The organism is Haloferax prahovense, assembly GCF_000723845.1.
GTDB lineage: Archaea > Halobacteriota > Halobacteria > Halobacteriales > Haloferacaceae > Haloferax > Haloferax prahovense.
Genome location: NZ_LK053000.1, coordinates 1877973 through 1898489, shown reverse-complemented (window position 1 = coordinate 1898489; position 20517 = coordinate 1877973). Strand labels below are relative to the sequence as shown.

Annotated in this window: 20 protein-coding genes and 1 tRNA gene; 8 read left to right on the top strand and 13 right to left on the bottom strand. The window is 67.5% G+C overall.

What is annotated here, in order from left to right:
- The first annotated feature begins 154 nt into the window (after positions 1-154).
- Positions 155-361 carry an HVO_0649 family zinc finger protein gene (locus tag BN984_RS19440; protein ID WP_147298769.1) on the top strand — a complete coding sequence of 69 codons (207 nt, stop codon included), beginning with the start codon at positions 155-157 and terminating at the stop codon, positions 359-361.
- A 107-nt stretch (positions 362-468) separates the two neighbouring features.
- Here BN984_RS19440 and BN984_RS09550 read toward each other — a convergent pair whose 3' ends face one another.
- The 3 genes from BN984_RS09550 to BN984_RS09540 all read right to left on the bottom strand — a co-directional run bounded on the left by BN984_RS09550 (position 469) and on the right by BN984_RS09540 (position 3722).
- Entirely contained in the window at positions 469-2382 is a 1914-nt protein-coding gene (locus tag BN984_RS09550) for a DUF2070 family protein (RefSeq protein WP_008091981.1), read from the bottom strand.
- A 147-nt stretch (positions 2383-2529) separates the two neighbouring features.
- Positions 2530-3081: a GMP synthase subunit A gene (locus tag BN984_RS09545; protein ID WP_049968112.1), complete on the bottom strand. Its 552-nt coding sequence runs from the start codon at positions 3079-3081 to the stop codon at positions 2530-2532.
- 116 nt (positions 3082-3197) lie between these two features.
- Complete coding sequence (locus BN984_RS09540) at positions 3198-3722, bottom strand: DUF7097 family protein (protein WP_008091972.1); 525 nt, start codon at positions 3720-3722, stop codon at positions 3198-3200.
- Positions 3723-3824: 102 nt separating this feature from the next.
- Between BN984_RS09540 and BN984_RS09535 the strand changes: the two genes are divergently transcribed.
- Positions 3825-4172 carry a DUF192 domain-containing protein gene (locus tag BN984_RS09535; RefSeq protein ID WP_008091970.1) on the top strand — a complete coding sequence of 116 codons (348 nt, stop codon included), beginning with the start codon at positions 3825-3827 and terminating at the stop codon, positions 4170-4172.
- Positions 4173-4424: 252 nt separating this feature from the next.
- Complete coding sequence (locus BN984_RS09530; RefSeq protein ID WP_049968111.1) at positions 4425-5963, top strand: (R)-citramalate synthase; 1539 nt, start codon at positions 4425-4427, stop codon at positions 5961-5963.
- 99 nt (positions 5964-6062) lie between these two features.
- Here the strand turns inward: BN984_RS09530 and BN984_RS09525 are convergent, their stop codons facing one another.
- On the bottom strand, positions 6063-6242 hold the full coding sequence (locus BN984_RS09525; protein ID WP_049968110.1) for a hypothetical protein: 180 nt from the start codon (positions 6240-6242) through the stop codon (positions 6063-6065).
- Between the two features lie 102 nt (positions 6243-6344).
- On the bottom strand, positions 6345-6506 hold the full coding sequence (locus tag BN984_RS19730; RefSeq protein ID WP_007275755.1) for a hypothetical protein: 162 nt from the start codon (positions 6504-6506) through the stop codon (positions 6345-6347).
- A gap of 104 nt (positions 6507-6610) precedes the next feature.
- Between BN984_RS19730 and bluB the strand changes: the two genes are divergently transcribed.
- Positions 6611-7267 (top strand): 5,6-dimethylbenzimidazole synthase, encoded by a 657-nt coding sequence (gene bluB / locus BN984_RS09520; protein ID WP_049968109.1) that lies wholly within the window; start codon positions 6611-6613, stop codon positions 7265-7267.
- A 191-nt stretch (positions 7268-7458) separates the two neighbouring features.
- Here bluB and BN984_RS09515 read toward each other — a convergent pair.
- Positions 7459-7543: transfer RNA gene (locus BN984_RS09515), tRNA-Ser, on the bottom strand.
- A gap of 189 nt (positions 7544-7732) precedes the next feature.
- On the opposite strand from BN984_RS09515, the gene BN984_RS09510 reads away from it, so the two are divergent.
- Positions 7733-8683 (top strand): AAA family ATPase, encoded by a 951-nt coding sequence (locus BN984_RS09510; protein ID WP_008091961.1) that lies wholly within the window; start codon positions 7733-7735, stop codon positions 8681-8683.
- A gap of 41 nt (positions 8684-8724) precedes the next feature.
- On the opposite strand, the gene BN984_RS09505 is transcribed toward BN984_RS09510, so the two are convergent.
- Genes BN984_RS09505 through BN984_RS09490 form a run of 4 tightly spaced genes read right to left on the bottom strand, consistent with a single transcriptional unit; the run spans position 8725 to position 12009 of the window.
- Positions 8725-9231 carry a DUF7519 family protein gene (locus tag BN984_RS09505; RefSeq protein ID WP_008091959.1) on the bottom strand — a complete coding sequence of 169 codons (507 nt, stop codon included), beginning with the start codon at positions 9229-9231 and terminating at the stop codon, positions 8725-8727.
- Positions 9219-10487 carry a DUF58 domain-containing protein gene (locus BN984_RS09500; protein ID WP_049968108.1) on the bottom strand — a complete coding sequence of 423 codons (1269 nt, stop codon included), beginning with the start codon at positions 10485-10487 and terminating at the stop codon, positions 9219-9221. Before BN984_RS09500 ends, BN984_RS09505 begins: the two co-directional genes overlap by 13 nt.
- On the bottom strand, positions 10484-11056 hold the full coding sequence (locus BN984_RS09495) for a DUF7269 family protein (RefSeq protein WP_049968107.1): 573 nt from the start codon (positions 11054-11056) through the stop codon (positions 10484-10486). Before BN984_RS09495 ends, BN984_RS09500 begins: the two co-directional genes overlap by 4 nt.
- Positions 11053-12009 carry a DUF4129 domain-containing protein gene (locus tag BN984_RS09490; RefSeq protein WP_049968106.1) on the bottom strand — a complete coding sequence of 319 codons (957 nt, stop codon included), beginning with the start codon at positions 12007-12009 and terminating at the stop codon, positions 11053-11055. Before BN984_RS09490 ends, BN984_RS09495 begins: the two co-directional genes overlap by 4 nt.
- Positions 12010-12731: 722 nt before the next feature.
- Here BN984_RS09490 and BN984_RS09485 point away from each other — a divergent pair.
- The 3 genes from BN984_RS09485 to BN984_RS09475 all read left to right on the top strand — a co-directional run bounded on the left by BN984_RS09485 (position 12732) and on the right by BN984_RS09475 (position 18143).
- Positions 12732-13958 carry an orc1/cdc6 family replication initiation protein gene (locus BN984_RS09485; RefSeq protein WP_004972987.1) on the top strand — a complete coding sequence of 409 codons (1227 nt, stop codon included), beginning with the start codon at positions 12732-12734 and terminating at the stop codon, positions 13956-13958.
- A gap of 112 nt (positions 13959-14070) precedes the next feature.
- On the top strand, positions 14071-15525 hold the full coding sequence (locus tag BN984_RS09480; RefSeq protein ID WP_049968105.1) for an ATPase domain-containing protein: 1455 nt from the start codon (positions 14071-14073) through the stop codon (positions 15523-15525).
- Positions 15526-15527: 2 nt separating this feature from the next.
- Positions 15528-18143 (top strand): PAS domain S-box protein, encoded by a 2616-nt coding sequence (locus tag BN984_RS09475; protein ID WP_049968104.1) that lies wholly within the window; start codon positions 15528-15530, stop codon positions 18141-18143.
- A 23-nt stretch (positions 18144-18166) separates the two neighbouring features.
- Here BN984_RS09475 and BN984_RS09470 read toward each other — a convergent pair whose 3' ends face one another.
- The 3 genes from BN984_RS09470 to BN984_RS09460 are packed head-to-tail and all read right to left on the bottom strand — an operon-like array spanning position 18167 to position 20514.
- Positions 18167-18556 (bottom strand): DUF7268 family protein, encoded by a 390-nt coding sequence (locus tag BN984_RS09470; RefSeq protein WP_008091947.1) that lies wholly within the window; start codon positions 18554-18556, stop codon positions 18167-18169.
- Between the two features lie 6 nt (positions 18557-18562).
- Positions 18563-19498, bottom strand: coding sequence for an ABC transporter permease (locus tag BN984_RS09465; protein ID WP_008091946.1), 936 nt, complete (start codon positions 19496-19498; stop codon positions 18563-18565).
- Positions 19495-20514: an ABC transporter permease gene (locus tag BN984_RS09460; protein ID WP_008091945.1), complete on the bottom strand. Its 1020-nt coding sequence runs from the start codon at positions 20512-20514 to the stop codon at positions 19495-19497. The genes BN984_RS09465 and BN984_RS09460 overlap by 4 nt, the downstream gene beginning before the upstream one ends.
- Between the last annotated feature and the right edge of the window lie 3 nt (positions 20515-20517).

The following is a 20517-nucleotide window of genomic DNA, read 5'->3' as shown; positions in this document are numbered from 1 at the left end:
AGCGACGGCGCTGTCCCGAGCGACGCTGTGCCGGTCGGCGCACGGGCCGACCGCGAAATATTCGGGCGATGATTTTTGGATTCCGTAAGTATCACCGCAGTTCGGTGTGCGATCCCCCGACACAATTAAACGTGATAGTGGTGTATGTTATCGTATGTCAATTAGACGGACGCCGAGAGGAACGACTGCGTTGGACCGGTTACGAGAGCGATACACCGAAGCCGACCTGACCTGTTCGAAGTGCGGCTTCACCGACGACGACGGCGAGTGGTCGGCAAAGACGTCCGGGTCGAGCGTGTTCTACCGGCGCGTCTGCCCCAGTTGCGGCGCTATCGAGACGCGAACCCTCTCGCTGAAGTAGTTCGACGGGCTGGTTGCTCGTCGCTCGAACCGAGTCGTGAGTGGCGACGCGAGCGGCAGGAGAACAGGAGTAGGCGACGGGTGACGGTGAATCGTCCGTCTATCCGTCTAGGCGAGGAAGAACACGAGCAGGCTGACGGCCATCGCCGCGAGGATGAGCGCGAGCGCGAGCGCCCCGCCCATCGAGACGACGACGTTGGCGTGGCTGGCGAGCGTCTCGGTGCGATCGTTGCCGAAGATCGTCACCTCGGCGCGCTCGGTCGCCATGCCGGCGACGACGGGTTCGCTGTCCGCGAGCGCCTCGTCGACGAGGCGGTCGATGGTCTCGCGGAGTTCGTCGGGGTCGATGGCCGCGCCGACCTGGTTTTCCGCCTCGACGGTGTTGACGATGTGCGTGTCGGTCGTCATCACCTCGGCCACGTCGGCTTTCGCGTTCGGCCCGGTCGTGAGTCCCTCGACGATGCGGTCGCGCAGGCCCGGTTCCATGTTGTTCCCGTCGATGAGAACGTACGCGGTCGTCTGGTCGCCGACGGTGGTCGCGGCCACGCGGATGCCCAGCGGGCCGATACCCTCCCGGGGCGTCCAGTCGGTCGGGTCGAACGCCGTCCCCAAGGTGAGCGAGGCGTGCGACGACGCGGAGAGTTCCTCGCCCGCGAGGCCGGCGGCGGTAATCATGTCGAACGATCGTTTGCTCCCCGGGGTGACGTGGCCGAGGTCGGCTCCTTGGAGTCCGTTGTTACAGTTGTGGGCGTCGACGAGAAGCACGTCCCGGAGGCCGCTTGTGCGGGCCTCGGCGGACGCCGAGAGGCCGACCGCGTACTCGACGTCGTCGGCGAACTGCGGGGCGTACGTCGACACGAGGAGCGCGTCGTCGCCGAAACGCTGGCCGAGCATCTTCGCGTCGCCGGACTGCACGCGGACGCTTTCTGTCACGTCGGGGCTGTACTCGATGTTCTCGTAGGCGTCGTCGGCCGCGTCGAGGACCACGTCGACCTCGCGCTCGGTCACGAGGTTGAAGTCGTGTCCGGCGGTCGCGTGCGGCGGGAACGCGAGCCCCTCGGAGCGTCGGGCGACGCGTTCGGGGAAGTTGCCGCCGCCGATTTCGCCCATCGGTCCGGGGTGAATCATCGGCAGGACGAAGCGGGCCTTCTCGGTGCCGTCCTCGCGCTCGAACGAGAGCACGGTGACGGGGACGATTGCCTCCTGGCCGAGCTGTTCGAAGAAGTCCTCCAGCTCGCGGGTCCCCTCGGCGATGTGGCCGATGAAGCCGCGGATGAAGTCGAGGACGGACACCCCGAGGCTCCGACGCCACGGGCGGTCGACGATGCGGAGGAAGACGTAGACGCCGAGGGCGTACACGACGCAGGTGATAGCGAGGAGTTGGAAGTGGCTCAGGGCGATAGCCGACAGCTCCGGGGGTGCCCGGTCGGGACGGGCGAGATACGGCATCAGATAGGCGTCGAGGATGGGACCGCCGACCTCGAAGAAGCGGAGTGTCCCGCTGTAGACGAACAGGAGCGCGGCGGACGTGAGCGTCTGGATGCTCGCCGGGACCGCCGCGATGAGCAGCGACGACCGCGAGACGGCCATCACGATGAGCAGGCGGAAGGCGAACACCGACGCGAGGGCGACCACGAGCGCGTCGAAGATGAACGTCTGGCCGAGGCCGGTGAAGACGGAGACGATGGCGGCTCCGGTGAGGAACGTGACGATGATTACCTCGCCGGCGAGCGCGAGGAGCGACGAGCGGTTGTGCGTCAGCTTCCCGCCGACGAACCGGTCGACGCCGGTGGTCCCGAACGCCGCGACGACGGTCGGAATCCCGATGAAGAAGATGCCTTCCCAAGCGTCTCTCCCGAGGAAGAAGATGCCCCGCCACGAGCCGGCGAGGTCCCCGGAGTCGAACGCCCCGATACCCGCCATCGCGGCGACGAGCAGGGCGAACCCGAGACTCGTGTACCAGCTGGGCGCGCGGAAGATGAACCGCGAGAGCCCGGCGAGGTCGCTCTGGGTGGAGGTCATTTCCCGAACAGACAGAACGGAGGCCGGTAAATGTCTCGGCTTGCTTCCGAGGAACGACTGTGAGAGACCGCGTCGTGTCGCCGGGATGCGATTTTCTCCCGCGGCGGCGGAGGGAAAGCGGGGCGTCGCCGCGGGTCGGGTGACGGTTTACTGCTCGCAGATGTCGATGAAGTTCTCGAAGACTTCCTCGCCCTCGGCGGTGTGGGCGACCTCGGGGTGCCACTGGACGCCGTAGAGGTCGCGGTCGGCGTCGCTCATGGCCTCGATGGTACACACGTCGCTCGTGGCGGTGTGGGTGAAGCCCTCGGGAACCTCCTTGACCTCGTCGGCGTGGCTGGCCCAGACGCGGGTCTCGGGGGCGAGCGAGCCGATGAGCGGGTCGTCCTCGTCGAGGATTTCCACGTCCACGTCGGCGTAGCCGCCGTAGTCGCCGGAGCCGACGCGACCGTCGAGTTCTTCGGCGAGAATCTGCATGCCAAGACAGATGCCGAGGACGGGGACGTCGAGGTCGAGGTAGTCGGGACAGCGGCCGATGCGGTCCATGTCGGGGCCGCCGGAGAGGACGATGCCGTCCGCGTCGATGTCCGCGGGGTCGGTGTCGTTGTCGACGAGTTCGGTGTCGACGCCGAGGTCGCGGAGCGCGCGCCGTTCGAGGTGGGTGAACTGCCCGTGGTTGTCGATGACGACGATGCGGGTCATGTCCCGGATTGGACCACCGTGCCTAAAAGTCAATCGAAGAGTGGTCGAGATACGCGTATCCGTGCATCAGATTGGCACATCGGGGGCGGTTGGGGGGCGAGGCTCGCCACGGCGACTCACCCGTCGCCGGCGCGGTCCCGGGCCGTCTGAAACCCGAGTTCGTCGAGTTCCTTCGTCCGGCGGCCCTCCCGCTCGGCGAGTGCCTCGACGTCGGGCGAGGCGTCGTCGTCGATGCGGGCGAACGACTTGTGGACCTTCGTGTGACACCACCGACACAGCGCGACCGTAATCTCGTGGGAGGGTTCGTCGCCGTCGCGGCCGCCGTACGAGAGGTGGTGTTCTTCGAGTAACGGGCGGGCGGCTGAGTCGTGGGCCATGCGAACCTCTTCGAGGCCGCAGCGGACGCACTCGCGGCCGCTCGTCGTCGACGCGTAGTGCGGGCAGTCGCGGAAGTCACAGCCCTCCGTGGCCGCGACACATTCGTAGTCCGCTCGGGCGCGTTCGCGGGCGAACGCCGGGTCGCGGTCGGCGTACTCGCGGGCGAGGCGACACGCGCCGTCGCTCGTGAGGTGGTCGCAGCGACCGGCGTGGTCGTAGGGGTCGTCGACTCCCACGGGCGTCCCTGTCGGCGTCCGCTCCATGGGGCGCGTTCGGAGCGGGGCGGGCCTAAACGTTGCTCTCGACGGCGGGCGAACCGTCGTCCCGGCGGTGGATTCATCACGCGCGCCGTCGAAGCCGGCGTCGTGAGACTCGTCCACCGACAGAACGGAACCCAATCGACACTCGCGTCGGACGTCGAGACGGCCGACTCGTTTCTCTCGCAGGCGCGCGGGCTGATGTTCCGCGGCTCCGTGCCGGACGACTACGCCCTCGTGTTCCGGTTCGACGACGCCGACCGCCACAGCCTCCACATGGTGTTCGTCCCGTTCGACATCGACGCGCTCTGGCTCGTCGGCGACGAGGTGACGAAGAAAAAGCGACTGTCGGCGTGGACGGGTATCGGCTTCGGCATGGCCGACACCATCATCGAACTCCCCGCGGGCGCGGCCGACGACGTGGAACCCGGCGATTTGGTCGAACTCTCGCAGTGAGGGGCAGCCCAAACGACCGGCCGCGACGCCGACACCGCTGCCGACCCCCGCGCCGCCAAGTGAACGCGCTTCCAACGACACCCCCGCCGAGACACCAATTACTGTCGGAACCATCTCTTTTATACACTCGACGACATATGTGTTCAACTACTATGTCGGGACCTACCACACCGACGGAGGATAGAGTAAGTCGTCGCGAGACGGCTGGCTGTGAAATTCGACGGTTCTAACCTACAAGGACACGATTCTACCGTGAACGAACGATTCGGGAAGACCCCCGAGCTACGCACTTCTGATTCAGTACAGCTCTTAGACACCACGCTCCGCGACGGCGAGCAGGCCCCCGGCGTCTCGCTGACGCCGGCCGAGAAGGCCGATATCGCCCACGCGCTCGACCGCGCGGAGGTCGATTACATCGAAGCCGGGAGCGCCTGCACCGGCCCCGGCGAGCGCGAGACGATAAAGCGCGTCACGTCGCTCGGCCTCGACGCGACGGTGACGAGTTTCGCCCGCGGCGTCAAGAACGACGTCGACCTCGCGCTCGACTGCGACGTGGACGGCATCACGCTCGTCGTGCCGGCGAGCGACCGACACGTCGAGTCGAAAGTCGGGACGACCCGCGAGGGTGTCGTCGAGACGACCGACGAACTCGTCGCCTACGCCAAGGACCACGGCCTCTGGGTCGAGGTCATCGGTGAAGACGGCTCGCGGGCCGCCCCGGAGTTCCTCGAATCGCTCGCGCGCGCCAGCCACGACGCCGGTGCCGACCGCTTCTGTTTCGCCGACACGGTCGGCCACACGAGCCCCGAACACACCTACGAGGTCGTCTCCCGGCTCGCCGAACTGGGGCCGACCTCGACGCACACCCACGACGACCTCGGCCTCGCGATGGCGAACGTCCACGCCAGCCTCGCCGCGGGCGCGGACCTCGTCCACACCACGGTCAACGGCATCGGCGAGCGCGCCGGCAACGTGGCGCTCGAAGAGGTCGCCATCGCGCTCGACCACTGCTACGACGTGGAGTCGGTGAAGCTCGACGAACTCTACGCACTCGCCCAGAAGGTCGCACAGGCCACGGGCGTCGCGCTCCCGCCGAACAAGGCGGTCGTCGGCCAGAACGCCTTCACCCACGAGAGCGGCATCCACACCGACGGGACGCTCAAGGACGACGCGATGTACGAGCCGTACCCGCCGGAGACGGTCGGCCGCGAGCGCCGGCTCGTCCTCGGGAAGCACGCCGGTCGCGCCGGCGTCAAGGCCGCCCTCGACGAACACGGCGTCGACGCCACCGATGAGGAAGTCGCGGCCGTCGTCGAGCGCGTGAAGGAACTCGGCGACCGCGGCAAGCGCGTCACCGACGCCGACCTCCTCGCGTTCGCAGAAGACGTCCAGGGCCGCGAGCGCGCCAGACAGGTCGAACTGCTCGACCTCACGGCCGCCTCGGGCGGCGGCACGCCGACCGCGAGCGTTCGCCTCCGCGTCGAGGGCGAAGAGCGCGTCGCCTCCGGCACCGGTTCCGGGCCGGTCGACGCCGCGGTGAAGGCGGTCCGCGAGGCGCTCGGCCCCGACGCCGACGCCCAACTCGACGAGTACCACGTCGACGCCATCACCGGCGGTACCGACGCCGTCGTGACCGTCGAGGTGACGATGTCGCTCGGCGACCGAAGCGTCACCGTCGCGGCGTCGCACGCCGACATCACGCGGGCGAGCGTCCAGGCGATGGTGAACGCGCTGGACCGACTGCTCGCGCCGAATCACACGTCGCCGACGCCCGCGTCGGCCGACGACTGAGAAAACGACCCTATCGCGTCCGCGTCCGCGTTCGCTCCCGCTCCCACTTCCCTTCTCGCGGCCGACCGATTTCGCTCAGAGACCGCAGTCGACCCCGAGTTACTGCGTGTCTTTGGCGACGAGGTAGGTCCAGCCGCCCCGGCGCTCGAACCCGATAGCGGCGTCGCCGAGTTCCGTCTCCGCGAAGTCGGCGACGCGGCCGGTCCGGACCGTCGTCACGTCGATGCGTCGCGTCCCGTCCCGTTCGCCCGTGTCCGCGCTTGCTACGTTCGCACTCATACTTGCGCTGATGCGGGCAGGGGATATGTATCGCATCCTAGTAGAGTGAAAGTGAAATCGAGGGACTGCGCGGGGGAGGCGCTCACGCGGGGAGAGCGCGACTCAGGTCGAACTCGGCTTCGAGCCCAGTCCGAAGGTGATGAGAGTGGCCACGATGACGAACGCGACGCCGAAGTAGCCGGCAAGTCGGTAGACCTCGATGGTGAGCAACAGGAACAGGAGGGCGATGATGACTTCGAGTCTGTGTTCGAGTGTGGCGTCCATACGGTCCACCATTCGTGTCTGATTAGTAACTATTTCGGCAGGCGAAGCGTGAGCCGTCTGGCGTATCAGAACCGATTTGCAAGCCAGTCTGGACTATCGAAACGATGGTTGGATTCACGGAGTCCGAGCGGGCGGGCGTGTACAAGTCGATATACGCGCGGCGGGACATTCGGCGGTTCAGCGACGACCCGGTGTCCGAGGAGACGCTGGCTCGACTGCTCGACGCCGCGCATCACGCCCCGAGCGTCGGCTTCTCGCAACCGTGGGACTTCGTCGTCGTCGAGGACGACGAGACGAAGACGGCCGTCGCGTCCATCGCGGAGCGGGCGATTGCAGCGGCCCGCGAGGGCTATCGAGAGCCCCGGAAGTCAGAGTTCGGTCGGCTGAAGTTGGAGGGCATCACCGACGCGCCGGTGAACATCTGCGTCACGTGCGACCCGACGCGGGACGCCCCGCACGTCCTCGGACGTAACACGATGCAGGCGATGGACACCTACTCGACGTGTCTCGCCGTGCAGAACCTCTGGCTGGCCGCGCGGGCCGAGGGCGTCGGCGTCGGCTGGGTGTCGTTTCTCTATCCGCACGAGGTCCGCGAGGTGCTCGGGATTCCGCACCACGTCGCGCCGATTGCGTATCTCTGTGTCGGCTATCCCGAGGACGGATTTCCCGAGGAGCCGGTGCTTCAGCGGGAGGGCTGGCGCGAGCGCATCGACACGAGCGAACTCGTCCATCGAGAGCAGTGGGACTGCGGGTCTGTCTAAGAGAATCGGAGCCGCGGCGCGACGAGACGCGCCGCTCGGAACGTTGTGGCCGCGAGAAGCGCCGAGGGTGAGATTTGAACCTCACTCGCTCACTGCGTTCGCTCGCTGGTTCAAATCTCGGGTCGTCGCACAGCCTCGTCACGCAGGGCGAGAGACACGAGCGTCTCTCGGGGGGTGACGTTCGGAAGAAGCGCCGAGGGTGAGATTTGAACTCACGTGTCCGAATGGACAGTAGATTTCGAATCTACCGCCTTGGCCGGGCTAGGCTACCTCGGCTTCCATCGTTGTCTCTCTCGCGGATAGTTTAATCCGTTTCGATTTCCGAGGGCCGCGGCGAGGACTCACACGGACGCAGTCGGCGAGTCTGTGGCCCAACTGCGTCCGGGCGGAGCGGGCGGTGTCGCCGACGGGCGAGCGAGCGCCGGCGACCAATGGGAATAAGTCGCACGCAGACCCGGGAGGTGTATGGACATCGACACGGCCAGCGAGACGTGCGCCGAGGTGCTCGACGCCATCTCGGAGGCCGTCATCGCCGACCGAGCCTTCCTCGAAACCGTCCTGACGGGCGTCCTCGCCCGCGGTCACGTCCTCCTCGAAGACGTCCCGGGAACCGGAAAGACACTCACCGCGCGGAGCGTCGCCACCGCGCTCGGACTGTCGTTTTCCCGCGTGCAGTTCACCCCGGACCTGCTTCCCGCCGACGTGACCGGGACGAACATCTACGACGAACGCGAGCGGACCTTCGAGTTCTCGCCGGGTCCTATCTTCGCCAACGTCGTCCTCGCCGACGAAATCAACCGCGCGCCGCCGAAGACCCAAGCCGCCCTCCTCGAAGCGATGGAGGAGGGACAGGTGACCGTCGACGGCGAGACCCACCAGCTCCCGAGGCCCTTTTTCGTCATCGCCACGCAGAACCCCGTCGAGCAGGAGGGGACGTTCACCCTCCCCGAGGCGCAGGTCGACCGGTTCGTCGTGAAGTCGGCCATCGGCTACCCCGACCTCGACGGCGAGGTCGAACTCCTCCACCGGCGCGCCGGCCGGAGCGAACAGAGCCCGAGCGTCGAGCGAGTCCTCGACCGCGACACCGTCGCCGCCATCCGCCGCGCGCCCGAGTCGGTCCGCGTCGAGGACGACCTGCTCGAATACATGGCAAAACTCGCGCGGGAGACGCGCACCGACCGCCGAGTCCGCATCGGCGTCTCGCCCCGCGGGACCCAACGGCTGTTCGAGGCGACCCGCGCCCGCGCCGTCATCGAGGGCCGCGAGTTCGTCACGCCCGACGACGTGAAACGCGTCTCGCAGTCCGTACTCGCCCACCGGCTCGTTCTGACACCGGACGCGCGGGTCGAAGACGTGCAGAAATCGGACGTCGTCGACGACGTGCTCGGCCGGGTGACCGTGCCGACGCTGGAGTGAGGCGGGAATCGAGGAGAATCGAGAAGACAGCGAGAGACCGCTCAGCGCGTGACGACCGTCACGAGCGCGACCACCCCGACCAAGAGTAAGACGACGGCCGTGATGGGCTGGCCGCCGGCGGCCGCCCGGTCCGCGCCGTAGACGACCGCTGCCCCGACCGCGAGCACGACGAGCGTCGCCGCCGCGTGGACGAGTTCGAGCCGGAGCGTATCGGTTTCGCGGCCGAGGTGTTCGCCGACCGAGTGCGCGTTCTCGGCGAGGTCCCACGCGAGTATCGAGCCGAGCGCGGCGAGGAGGAGCGCCTCCGTTCCGGCCCCGGTCGCGCCCGCGAAGAGGAGCGAGAGGAAGAACAGCCCGCCCGCGGCGTCGACGATGCGCCGCGAGCCCCGGAACAGCCCCGCGGCGAGCGCGACCGTCGCGACGAGGCCGCCGACCGCCGCGGTGGACGTGGTAAACCCGAGTGTGAACGTCGTGAGTCCGGCGACCGACAGCGCCATCGCGGTCCCCGTGCGGGTCGGCTTGCGGGTGATTTCGCTCACCGCGACCACCCCGCTTCGGCCCGCGCGAGCGCGACCCCGAGCGGTTCGTCACCCCAGTCGAGGACGCGGACGCCGCTCCGTCGGAGTTCGCGGAGCCGCAGGTCGCGCTCGATGCGCGCGAGCCGCGCGCCGATGGTCGCGGTCGTCGTCGGGTCGGGCGAGACGACCGTCACGGCGTGGCCGTAGGCCTCCAACCTGCGGGCGACCGACACGCCGTAGTCGTCCACGAGCGGCGAGCAGAAGATGACCTGCGCGTCGCTGGCGAGCCGACGCCGGAGCCGGCGGACCGCGACGGACGGGAAAAAGGCCCCGTCCGGCGGCGTCGGCGCGAACGCCGGGTGGGTCGCGAACAGCCGACGGGCGCGGGCGCGGTGGTCGGCGCCCGACGAGGGGGCGAGCCAGCACTCGTCGGGGCCGAACGCCGCGACGCCGACGCTGTCGCCGCTGTCGAGGAGCGCCGAGAAGGCGACGCTCGCGGCGTCGACGGAGCGCTCGACCGCGGTCTCCGCCTCGTCGTCGGGGGCGACGTGCGCCTCCGGGCGGGTGTCGACGACGAGGACGACGGATGCGGCGCGCTCCTCTCTGAACTCCACGGTGGCGAGTTCGCCCGTGCGAGCGCGGCGGTTCCAGTCGATGCGCCGAATCGGGTCGCCGTGGCGGTACTCGCGGATTGAGGCGAACTCCAGTCCCGACCCCGGCACGTCGGTCTCGACGCGGCCGGCGTACTTCGAGGTGAGGCCGCGAAGCGGCAGGTCGGCGGTCGCGGCGAGTTCGGGTTCACACCGGAGCGTCGTCTCGGCGCTGACCGTCTCGCGGGACTCGACGGCCCCGCTCGGGTCGCGGACGACGACGACCGTCTCGTCCCACGCGTGCTCGCCGCGGACGGCCGTGACCGTGTAGGTCGCGGTCGCGGTCGCTCCCGGTCGGAGCGCCGTTCCCAGTCGGGCAGGGCCGTCCGCGACGCCGAGCGCCGGCGGGACGCCGTCGACGACGCGGAGGTCGAACAGCGTCCCTGACCCCTCGTTGGTGACCCGGAGCGTCACCTCGACCTCGTCGTCGGGGTCGGGCGTCGCGTCCGAGAGGTCGCGCTCGATTCGGAGCGACACCTCGGGAATCGCCGCGACCCGGACGTAGCCGAGCACGACGACGCCGAGGCCGGCCGCGAGGAGCAGCGACGCCTCGCGGGTGAACACGCCCGCGCCGGCCGCGACGAGAACGAGGCCGTCGAGACCGGTCCAGCGTTCGGTGTCGAACCCGCGGCTCATCGGCGCTCACCCGTGGAGTCGTCGTCGGTGCCGATTCGCTCTATCGCGGCGACGGTTCGCCCGGCACGGTCGGTGAGCGACGACTGTCCCGACAGGAAGAGCCGGACGCGCTGTCGGAGCGGAATCGAGACGGACGCGCCGAGAAAGCGCGCGGCGACCGGGTCGTCGGTCCAGCCGCCGGTGTCGAGGAGCGCGGCCGCTTCCTCGGGGGCGCGACCGTCGCGGGCGACGAGCGCCTGTGTCGCCCGCGATTCGAGTCGGTCGACGACTCGCTTGCGGGCGGCCCAGTGGGTGTGCCGACCCATCGCCGACACGAGGTCGTCGTCGAAGTCGGAGCCGGGTATCGGGACCGCGACTCTCGCTTCCGGGTCTCCGGTGACCGTGGTGTTCATCGGGGTTTCGCGGCGGCGCTGGACGTACCGAAGCCCCTGAAGCGCCGCGAGCGCTGCGACGAGACCGAGAAAGACGTCCGTCAGTTCGAGGCCGAGCGAGACGCCGGCGACGACCGCGAAGCCCGCGGCCGTGGCGACGACGCCGACGAGCAAGAACAGCCGACGCGCGAGCGTCATCGGTCGTCCCCCGTCGCGTCGGCGTAGGTGTCTTCGATGTTCCTGAGCGCGTCGACCGCGCGGCGCTCGCGCTCCGGCGTCGCCTCGAAGCCGCCGTAGCGGACTTCCTCGAACAGCGTCGTCAGGTCACCCACGTCGTCGCGGTCCATGCCCGCGTCGACGGCCGAATCCGCGAACTCGGCGGGCGTCGCGGCGCGGCGGTTCGGCACGTCGAGGAGCGCCGTCATCTCACCCCACGCGCGGAACACTTCGTTTTCCACGTCGGCGTCACCGTCTTCGATGCGCTGGGCCGCGGCCCCGGCGGCCCGTCCGACGGCGGCGACGTTCGGCCCCTCGTCCTCGTCGATGGGCGCGACTTCATCGTCGGCCTCGGGCGAGTCGCCGGTCCCGGTGACGAGCAGGAAGACAGCGACGACGAGCGCGGTCGCGAGCAGGAGACCGAACACGAGCGTCGGCGGCGAGACGGCCTGTGCCGCGCCGCCGTCGCCGAGGCTACCGCCACCACCGGCGGGGAGAAACGAGACGTTTCGCGCGGCGGCCGCGGCGCGAGACGAAAACGAGAACTCGCGGCGACACGCCGTGAGGAGGGCGAAAAGCAAGACGACCGGCGGGCCGAGCGCCACGAAAATGGCAAGCGGCGGGAGCAACGAACCGGTCTCTCGATAGGCGTACGCGCCGAGGAGGACGAAGACGAGGGCGACCCCGGCGAGGATTCCGGGCGAGAGCAGCCACGGGAGACACGGCGTCGGAATGCTGAGACCGTCGAACGACCCCGAGGGTTGCACGCCGGTCCCGTTCGTGTCACCAGCGACTGCGCCCCCGGTCTCACCGCCACCGAAGCCGACTGGACCGCCGCTACTGACGACGGTCGAATCGATGGTGGCGGCGACGACCGAGAGGGCGACGACCGCGAGGAGGGCGAGCGCGAGTGCGCGGAGGGCGGAACGGTCCACGATGGTAGGTAACAGTATCCGGGGTAAAGACATTTCGAGGGACGAAGCGGTCGTCGGAGGAGCGAACGACGTTCGGCCGACCGACCGAATCAAGCGGGCGTCCTATCGTTCGGCCCGCAGACGACGCGGCTGGACAGACCACCATTACAAGTGAACCACCCGCGGGTACGGCGGACGAAAGCCGAGGCACGACACCCACACACCACGTTTGCAAGTGAATTGGCGGTGGGAAGGAGGGGCTGGGGAGACACACAGACACCACCGTTGCACGTGAAGCGTGGTAACGCCGAGAGGGGGTGCCATCGGCGGGCACTCGGAGAGAGCACGGGTGCAAGTGAACCTCGGTCGCGACTCGAACGTCGTCACCCACCACCGTTGCAGGTGATTTCTCCCGAACTGGACCGTTTACGGGCCGTTCACGACAGAAACGTTTGACTGCAAACTGCACCGCGGGCACCGAGACATGTCAACGCTTTAGTTGAACTCGCGCTCTGTTGTTCTACTAGCTACTCTCGTATCCTCCTATTCACTTGCAAAAGTGGTGTGTGTCTGTTCAAACGAGTTCACACGAACCACGCTATGTGGTACCAAGAGTTGGTTGGGAGGCGACGATTCCGACCCGAACACGCCACCCACCACCCGACGACACCGCCGCCGCAATTCACATGAATCAGATGAAATCGGGGTTTTAAATAAGGGGACGCCACAACGGACCGACGCTAATGCGCCGGTTCGAGCGAAAACAAAACGTCTTCACCAACAAGGACGCCCTCGGGGAGTCCTACAAGCCCGAGCGCATCGAGGAGCGCGACGACGAGATTTCGGAGTACATGGACGCGCTCCAACCGGTCGTCGACGGCTGGGAGCCGAACAACGTCTTCCTGTACGGAAACACCGGCGTGGGGAAGACCGCGGTCACCGAATTCCTCCTCGAGATGCTCCTCGAAGACGTCTCGCAGTACGACGACGTGGACCTCAGCGTCATCTCCATCAACTGCAAGACGCTCAACTCCTCGTATCAGGTGGCGGTCGAACTCGTCAACGAGCTTCGACCACCGGGCGCGGAGATTAGCTCGACCGGCTACCCCCAACAGACCGTCTTCAAGAAACTGTTTCAGGAGTTGGACGACGTGGGCGGGACGGTTCTCATCGTTCTCGACGAGGTGGATTCCATCGGCGACCGCGACGAACTCCTCTACGAACTCCCGCGAGCGCGCTCGAACGGCAAGCTCGAAGACGCCAAGGTCGGCCTCATCGGCATCTCGAACGATTTCAAGTTCCACGACCAACTCGACCCGCGCGTGCAGGATACCCTCTGCGAGCGCGAACTGCACTTTCCGCCGTACCAAGCGCCCGAACTGCAGAACATCCTTGAATCGCGCGCTGAGGTCGCCATCGCCGAAGACGCCTGCGAGGAGGGCGTGCTCAACCTCTGTGCGGCGCTCGCCGCCCGCGACAGCGGGAGCGCGAGACAGGCGCTCGACCTCCTCCGACTGGCCGGCGAACACGCCGAGAACAAAGACGACGAGCGAATCACGCTCGACCACGTCGACATCGCCCGGCAGAAGCTCGAACAGGAGCGCGTCGTCGAGGGGATGCGCGAGCTCACCGAAAACGGTCACTTCGCGCTCCTCGCGGTCGTCTCGAAGGCCGCCCACGACGAGACGCCGTGTCGGATGCGCGACCTCTATCAGGAGTACCTCCGGCTGTGCAACTCCGCCGGCATCGACCCGCTGGCCCAGCGGTCGGTCCACAACCACCTCTCTGACCTCCGGATGCTCGGCATCCTCTCGGCCGAGGAGAACCGCACCGGCTCGCGCGGGAACTACTACAGCTACGCGCTCGACGTCCCCTTCGCCAGCGCGATGGAAGCGCTCTCGGACGTGCTCGCTCTCGACTCCGTCCTCGACGAGATTCGGAAGACCGCGAAACAGGCCGAGGCAGTCTGAACCCCACCGGACGCCGCGCCTCTCCCGAGACCTTTTTCTGAGACTGTTGTTCTGAGGCGTGGCACGCCGAGACGGTGGTAGTTTCTTGGTGTGCCGGCGAGACGTGAGTAGCATGACGGATCTCTCCCCGCGGCTCTCCACGGGAATCGATGGACTCGATTCGGTACTGGACGGTGGGCTCATGCCGAACCGGACGTACATGGTCCGTGGAGCGTCCGGGGCGGGAAAGACAATCGTCGGCTACCACTTCCTGTCGGCTGGGGTCGAACGCGGCGAAGGCGTCCTTTTCGTCTCCTTCGAGGAGTCGGCGGCCGACCTCCGAGCGAACGCCGAGACGCTCGGGTTCGACCTCGCCGCGGTACCGATTCTCGACCTGAGCCCGTCGCCCGAGGCGTTCCTCGACGACGAGGCGTACACGATGCTGTCGCCGAGCGAGGTCGAAGGGAAATCGACGACGACCGAACTGAAAGCGGCAATCGAGGAACGCGACCCCGACAGGGTGGTCATCGACCCGCTGAGCCAATTCGGCCGGCTCTCGTCGGACAAATACCAGTTCCGTCGACTCGTCTCGTCACTCCTGAGCTACCTCAAGCAGTCGGGGACGACGACGATGTTTACGAGCCAGCCGTCGAGCGACGACACCGACGAGACGCTCGCGTACCTCTGTGACGGGTCGCTGTCGCTCCTGCGGTCCGAGGAGGGACGGTCGGTTCGCGTCGAGAAGTTCCGCGGGTCGGACTCCCAGACGGGGCCGCACGCCATGCGAATCGACGGCAACCGCGGCATACGCGTCTTCCCGCGGCTCGTCCCCGGGTCGCACCACCGCGAATTCGCCATCGAACCGCTCTCGTCCGGCATCGACGACCTCGACGCCCTGCTCGGCGGCGGCATCGAGCGCGGGAGCATCACGCTCATCAGCGGTCCGAGCGGCGTCGGAAAATCGACCACCGGGGCCGCGTTCGCGCGGGCGACCGCCGACCGCGGCGAGCGCGCCGCAGTCTACCTCTTCGAAGAAAGCAAAGCGAGCTTCCGGCACCGCTCCGAGTCCATCGGTATCCCGATAGACGACCTCGTCGAGTCGGGGACCCTCCGGGTCGACGCCGTCGAACCGCTCTCGATTTCGACCGACGAGTTCGCCCACCGAGTCCGCGCCGAGGTCGAGGCGAACGGCACGGAGTTCGTGCTGATAGACGGCACGGCCGGCTACCAACTCAGCCTCACCGACGAGCGAAGCGACATCCGCCGCGAACTCCACGCGCTGGCGCGGTACCTCAAGAACATGGGCGTCACCGTCGTGCTGACCGAGGAGGTACAGCAGGTCACCGGCGCGTTCTACGCCTCCGACAACCACGTGAGCTACCTCGCGGACAACATCCTGTTCATCCGGTACATCGAGGTGCGCGGCGAGATTCGCAAGGCCATCGGCGTCCTGAAAAAGCGATTCGGTTCCTTCGAGCCGACGCTCCGGTCGTTCGAAATCGGGAGCGACGGCATCGTCGTCGGCGAACCGCTGGACGAACTCCGAGGCATCCTCACGGGGACGCCGACGTGGAACGAGGCTGAGTAACCGTGGGCGAAGACGCGTCCCGGAACGGAGCACGTTCCGCGCGAGACGCGTCCGGGGACGAGCGGATACTCCTCGCGCTCCACGGCGCTCGCGACCGCGAGCTACTGGCTGAACTCCTCGACGCGTACGAGGTCATCGTCTGGGAACGCGGCCGCGAAGGCGAAGACGGAGGTGCAGGCGAAGGCGAAGACGGAGACGAAGGTGCAGGCGAGGACCCGCTCCCGGAGTTCGACCTCTGTATCGTCGATATGGAGACCTACTCGACGGTCGCAGACGCGCTCGCCGAGCGCAAAGCCGACGCCGGTGACCGGTTCGTCCCGGTGTTGTTGACGGTCGCGCAGGACCAACAGGTCGTCGCCGCGCGACGACTCGACGACGTTCCCGACGACGTGCTCGCGGTGCCCGCACCGAAGGCGGTCATCCGGTCGCGGGTCGAATCGCTCCTCCAGACCCGACGGCAGTCGCTCCAACTCGCGTTGTACCGCCGCGCGATGGACAGCGCGACCGTCGGCATCACCATCACCGAGGCCGACGACGACCAGCCGCTCACGTACATCAACGACGCTTTCGAAGAGATGACCGGCTACGACCGCTCGGAGGTACTCGGTCGGAACTGTCGGTTTCTGCAGGGCGAAGAGACCGACTCCGAGCCGGTCGAGAAACTCCACGAGGCAATCGAAGCCGGCGAGAGCGTCGCCGTCAGTCTCACGAACTACCGGAAGGACGGGACGCCCTTCTGGAACGAACTGAAGATATCGCCGGTGTACGAGGACGGCGAGCTCACCCACTTCGTCGGGTTCCAGACCGACGCGACCGTCCGCCACGCGCTCAAGAACCAACTCGTCCACGAGACCCAAACGCTCAAACAGCTCTTCGAGACGAGTCCGGTCGGCATCGCGGTCCTCAACGACGACGGGATTATCGTGCGCGCCAACGAGGCGGCCCAGGCGGTCCTCGGTCTGCGGCGGTCGGTCGTGCTCGGACAGTCGTACGACGCCCCCGAGTGGGACCTCGTCGACGCACGCGGAGAGCCGCTCGACCACGAGGACCTCCCCTTCGACCGGGTGAGAGACACCGGCGAGACGGTCACGAACTTCGAACACGGTATCGGCGTCGACGGCGAGCGGCGGTGGCTCGTCGTCCACGCCGCTCCGCTGACCCGAAGCGACGGGGAGCACGTCGGCGTGATTGCCGCCATCGAGGACGTGACAGCACAGAAGCGACAGGAGCGCGAGCGCGAACGATTACTCGACCTGTTCGACCAGAGCCAGAAGATCGCCTCGGTCGGCGCGTGGGAGGTCAACGCGGAGAGCGGAGCGGTTCTGTTCACGAGCGGGCTCGCGGAGCTCCTCGGCGTCGACCCGGGAACGGTGTTCGACCTCTCGGAGGCGTTTTCGTTCTACCACCCCGAAGACGAACCCCTGGTCCGAGCGGCGTTCGAACGGCTCGTCGAAACCGGCGAAGAACAGTCAGTCGAATGTCGCCTCGAGATGGCTGGCGGCGAGATGCGCTGGGTGAACGTCCGCGGCGTCGCGACGCGGGAGACCGACGCCCCCGTCTTCCGCGGAACCGTCCAAGACATCACCGAGCGAAAGGCCCGGTCGGGAGAGTTAGAGCGCTACGAGCGCATCGTCGAGACGACCGCGGACCCGATTTACACGCTGGACGACAATCTCCGGTTCGTCCTCGCGAACAGCGCGACCGCCGACCTGCTGGGTCGCGACCCCGACGACCTCGTCGGCGAACACGTCTCGACGGTGTTCGGCGAGCACCACTCGCAAGCGCTGTTAGAGTCCATCGCGTCGCTCCTCGCGGGCGACAGCGACAAAGAGACCATGGAGACGGTCGTCGTCGACCGAGACGGTGCCGAGCGACAGTTTCAGACGACCATCGCGGCGAAGTCTTCGGAGGACGAGTTCGAGGGCATCGTCTGTGTCGGCCGCGACGTGACCGAGCTCCAAGAGCGCGAACGGCGGCTGTCCGTCCTCGACCGCGTCATCAGACACAACCTCCGGAACAAGATGAACATCGCGCAGGCGCACGCGGCGATGCTGCTCGAACACACCGACGACGACGTGCTCGAGTCGGCGGCGGCCATCGAGCGAGCGACCAGCGAACTCCTCTCGCTCGCCGAGACGGCCCGGAAGTTCAGCTCCGCGCTCGACCCCAACGTGGCGGAGCGAGTGCAACCACAGAACGTCGCCGACTGCGTTCGCAACGTGGTCGAGGGCGCGCAGCTCAGCTACCCCGACGCGACCATCACCGTCGACGCGCCGGACGTCGCGAACGCGCGAGCCCACACGACGTTCGAACTCGCGGTGAACGAACTCATCGACAACGCCGTCGTTTACGGCGGTGACGAGGTCGAAATCCATCTCTCGGTCACCGACGACGACGGCCCGGAGCAGGTTGTCATCCGCGTCGCCGACAACGGACCGGGAATCCCACCACTCGAACGCGAATCGCTCAACTCCGGACGAGAGTCACCGCTCCAGCACACGAACGGGCTCGGTCTCTGGTTCGTCCGCTGGGCGGTGACGAACAGCAACGGCTCGATGGAAATCACGGACAACCAACCGAACGGGACGGTCATCGAACTCCGACTGCCGAGAGCCTAACGCCGAGGCGTCGCTCGGCGGACTTAGGCGACGGCAGAGACGGCCGTACCGACCGTCGTCGCCCCGAGCATCACGCCGAGTCCGAACCCGAGAATCCGGGCCATCGCCCGCCGAGCGTCCGCTTCCGTCCACCCCGTGCCGGTGTCGAGGTGGGTCTGCATCGACTCGATACCGCGGCCGAGCGCGACCGCCCCGGACCAGCCGAGGAGGCCGAACCCGAACGCGAGCGAGCCGAGCGCGAACGTCGTCTCGACGCTCCCTGCGAAATCACCGACGACCAGCGTGGCGACCAGCCAGACGGCGGCGATGAGCGCGCCCGCGAGGGCCGCGGTGCCGACGAGACGGAGCCGAACCGCCGCCCGTTCGAGGGCTGGGGGCGCGTCCGCGTCCGCCGGCTCCGGTGGCGCTGACACGGTCGGTCAGTCGACCGCTTCGCGCATCCGCGGGTCGAGCGCGTCGCGCATGCCGTCGCCGAGGAGATTGAACCCCAGCACGGTGAGCGCGAGGAAGAACCCGGGGAAGAACGACCACCACCAGACGCCCGTGAGCAGGCCCTGACTCACGCCGTTCGAGAGCATGAGCCCCCACGAGGGCGTGCCGGCCTCGGCACCGAAGCCGAGGAACGACAGCGCCGCGAGGTCGATGATGGCCAGCCCGAAGTTGAGCGTGCTCTGGACCGTGATGGGCGCGAGGCAGTTCGGCAGGACGTGCCGAATCAGCACCCGCGGGTCGGCCGCGCCGAGCGCGACCGTCGCGTCGATGTACTCGTTTTCGAGCACGGTCAACGCGGCCCCGCGGACGACCCGGGCGAACCGCGGCGTGTAGACGAGCGTCAAGGCGGCGACCGCCCGCCACAGCCCGAGTTCGTCGGGGAAGATGGCGACGAGCGCCAGCGCCAACAGCAGCGACGGGAACGCGAGCAGCACGTCCATCGTCCGCATGATGACGTTGTCGGTCACGTCGCTGTAGTAGGCCGCGACGATGCCGAGGCCGACGCCGAGGACGGTCGAGGCGGCGACCGTGACGGTGCCGAACAGCATCGCGTACCACGCGCCGTAGGCAACCCGCGGCAGGAGACTACGGGCCTGTCCGTCGGTGCCGAACGGGAAGTCGAGACTCGGCGCGGCGCGGTTCGGGTTCGTCCCGAGTTGCGACTGCGTGATGACCTCGAGGTCCAAGAACAGCCGCGCGTACAGCGCGGCGACCACCATCGCGACGATGATGGCGATGCCGGCGAGCGCGAGGCGGTTCGACAGCAGTCGGGAGACGAACGGCGACGCAGTCAAGCGGTCGATGAGCCCGCGCTGGTTGACGTCCGCCGCCGTCTCGTTCGTGGTCGTGGTTTCCGTGCTCATTGTTCGATCCTCGGGTCAAGGACGGAGTAGGTGATGTCGACGCCGAGGTTGACCAGCGTGAACAGGAACGCGAAGGTCAGGACCGTCCCCTGAACGATGGGGTAGTCGCCGACCTTGATGGCCTCGACCAGAAGCGTCCCGATGCCGCCGATGGCGAACACCGTCTCCGTGAGTACTGCGCCGCCGAGCAGGCCACCGAACTGGATGCCGATGACCGTGATGACGGGAATCATCGCGTTGCGGAAGCCGTGTTTCAGGACCGTTATCTTCGCGCCTTGGCCCTTCGCGCGGGCGGTCCGCATGTAGTCCTGCCGGATGACCTCCAGCATCGACGAACGCATCATCCGGGAGATGAGCGCCATCGAGTAAACCCCGATGACCGACGCCGGGAGAATCATGTGGCGGACCGCGGAGACGAACATCTCCCAGTTGCCCGCGATGAGGGTGTCGACCGTGACGAGCCCCGTCACCCGGATGGCCTCGACGTTGTAGAGGACCGAGATGCGGCCGCTCGTCGGGAGCCACCCGAGCACCTGCGCGAACAGCAAGATGAGAAGCGGGCCGCTCCAAAAGATGGGCACGCTGATGCCGGCGAGCGCGCCGATGCGCGTCAGGTGGTCCGTGATGCTGTCCTGCTTGACGGCGCTCAGGATGCCGAGCGGGATGCCCAGCGAGATACCGATGAGCTGGCCGTAGATGGCGAGTTCGAGCGTGACCGGCAGCTTGTTGGCGAGCACCTCGCGGACCGCGGTGTTCCGCTGGATGATGAACGACTCGCCGAACTGGAACTGCGCGGCATCGACGAGGAACCGCCCGTACTGCACCCAGATGGGGTCGTTCAGGCCGAGGCTCTCTTCGATCTGCCGGACGAACTCCTCGCTGGCGCGCTCGCCCGCGATGGTGAGCGCCGGGTCACCCGGCGAGAGGTGCAGAATGGAAAAGACGAGCGACGCCACTCCCACCAGCACGGGGACGAGCAACAGCAGCCGCTTGAGTACGAATCGTGTGGAAATCATGAA

Excerpts from the sequence above, each read along its gene's own strand:
- BN984_RS19440 (WP_147298769.1), top strand. The coding sequence starts at position 155 with ATGTCAATTAGACGGACGCCGAGAGGAACGACTGCGTTGGACCGGTTA.
- BN984_RS09550 (WP_008091981.1), bottom strand. The coding sequence starts at position 2,382 with ATGACCTCCACCCAGAGCGACCTCGCCGGGCTCTCGCGGTTCATCTTC.
- BN984_RS09545 (WP_049968112.1), bottom strand. The coding sequence starts at position 3,081 with ATGACCCGCATCGTCGTCATCGACAACCACGGGCAGTTCACCCACCTC.
- BN984_RS09540 (WP_008091972.1), bottom strand. The coding sequence starts at position 3,722 with ATGGAGCGGACGCCGACAGGGACGCCCGTGGGAGTCGACGACCCCTAC.
- BN984_RS09525 (WP_049968110.1), bottom strand. The coding sequence starts at position 6,242 with ATGAGTGCGAACGTAGCAAGCGCGGACACGGGCGAACGGGACGGGACG.
- BN984_RS19730 (WP_007275755.1), bottom strand. The coding sequence starts at position 6,506 with ATGGACGCCACACTCGAACACAGACTCGAAGTCATCATCGCCCTCCTG.
- bluB (WP_049968109.1), top strand. The coding sequence starts at position 6,611 with ATGGTTGGATTCACGGAGTCCGAGCGGGCGGGCGTGTACAAGTCGATA.
- BN984_RS09510 (WP_008091961.1), top strand. The coding sequence starts at position 7,733 with ATGGACATCGACACGGCCAGCGAGACGTGCGCCGAGGTGCTCGACGCC.
- BN984_RS09500 (WP_049968108.1), bottom strand. The coding sequence starts at position 10,487 with ATGAGCCGCGGGTTCGACACCGAACGCTGGACCGGTCTCGACGGCCTC.
- BN984_RS09495 (WP_049968107.1), bottom strand. The coding sequence starts at position 11,056 with ATGACGCTCGCGCGTCGGCTGTTCTTGCTCGTCGGCGTCGTCGCCACG.
- BN984_RS09485 (WP_004972987.1), top strand. The coding sequence starts at position 12,732 with ATGCGCCGGTTCGAGCGAAAACAAAACGTCTTCACCAACAAGGACGCC.
- BN984_RS09480 (WP_049968105.1), top strand. The coding sequence starts at position 14,071 with ATGACGGATCTCTCCCCGCGGCTCTCCACGGGAATCGATGGACTCGAT.
- BN984_RS09465 (WP_008091946.1), bottom strand. The coding sequence starts at position 19,498 with ATGAGCACGGAAACCACGACCACGAACGAGACGGCGGCGGACGTCAAC.
- BN984_RS09460 (WP_008091945.1), bottom strand. The coding sequence starts at position 20,514 with ATGATTTCCACACGATTCGTACTCAAGCGGCTGCTGTTGCTCGTCCCC.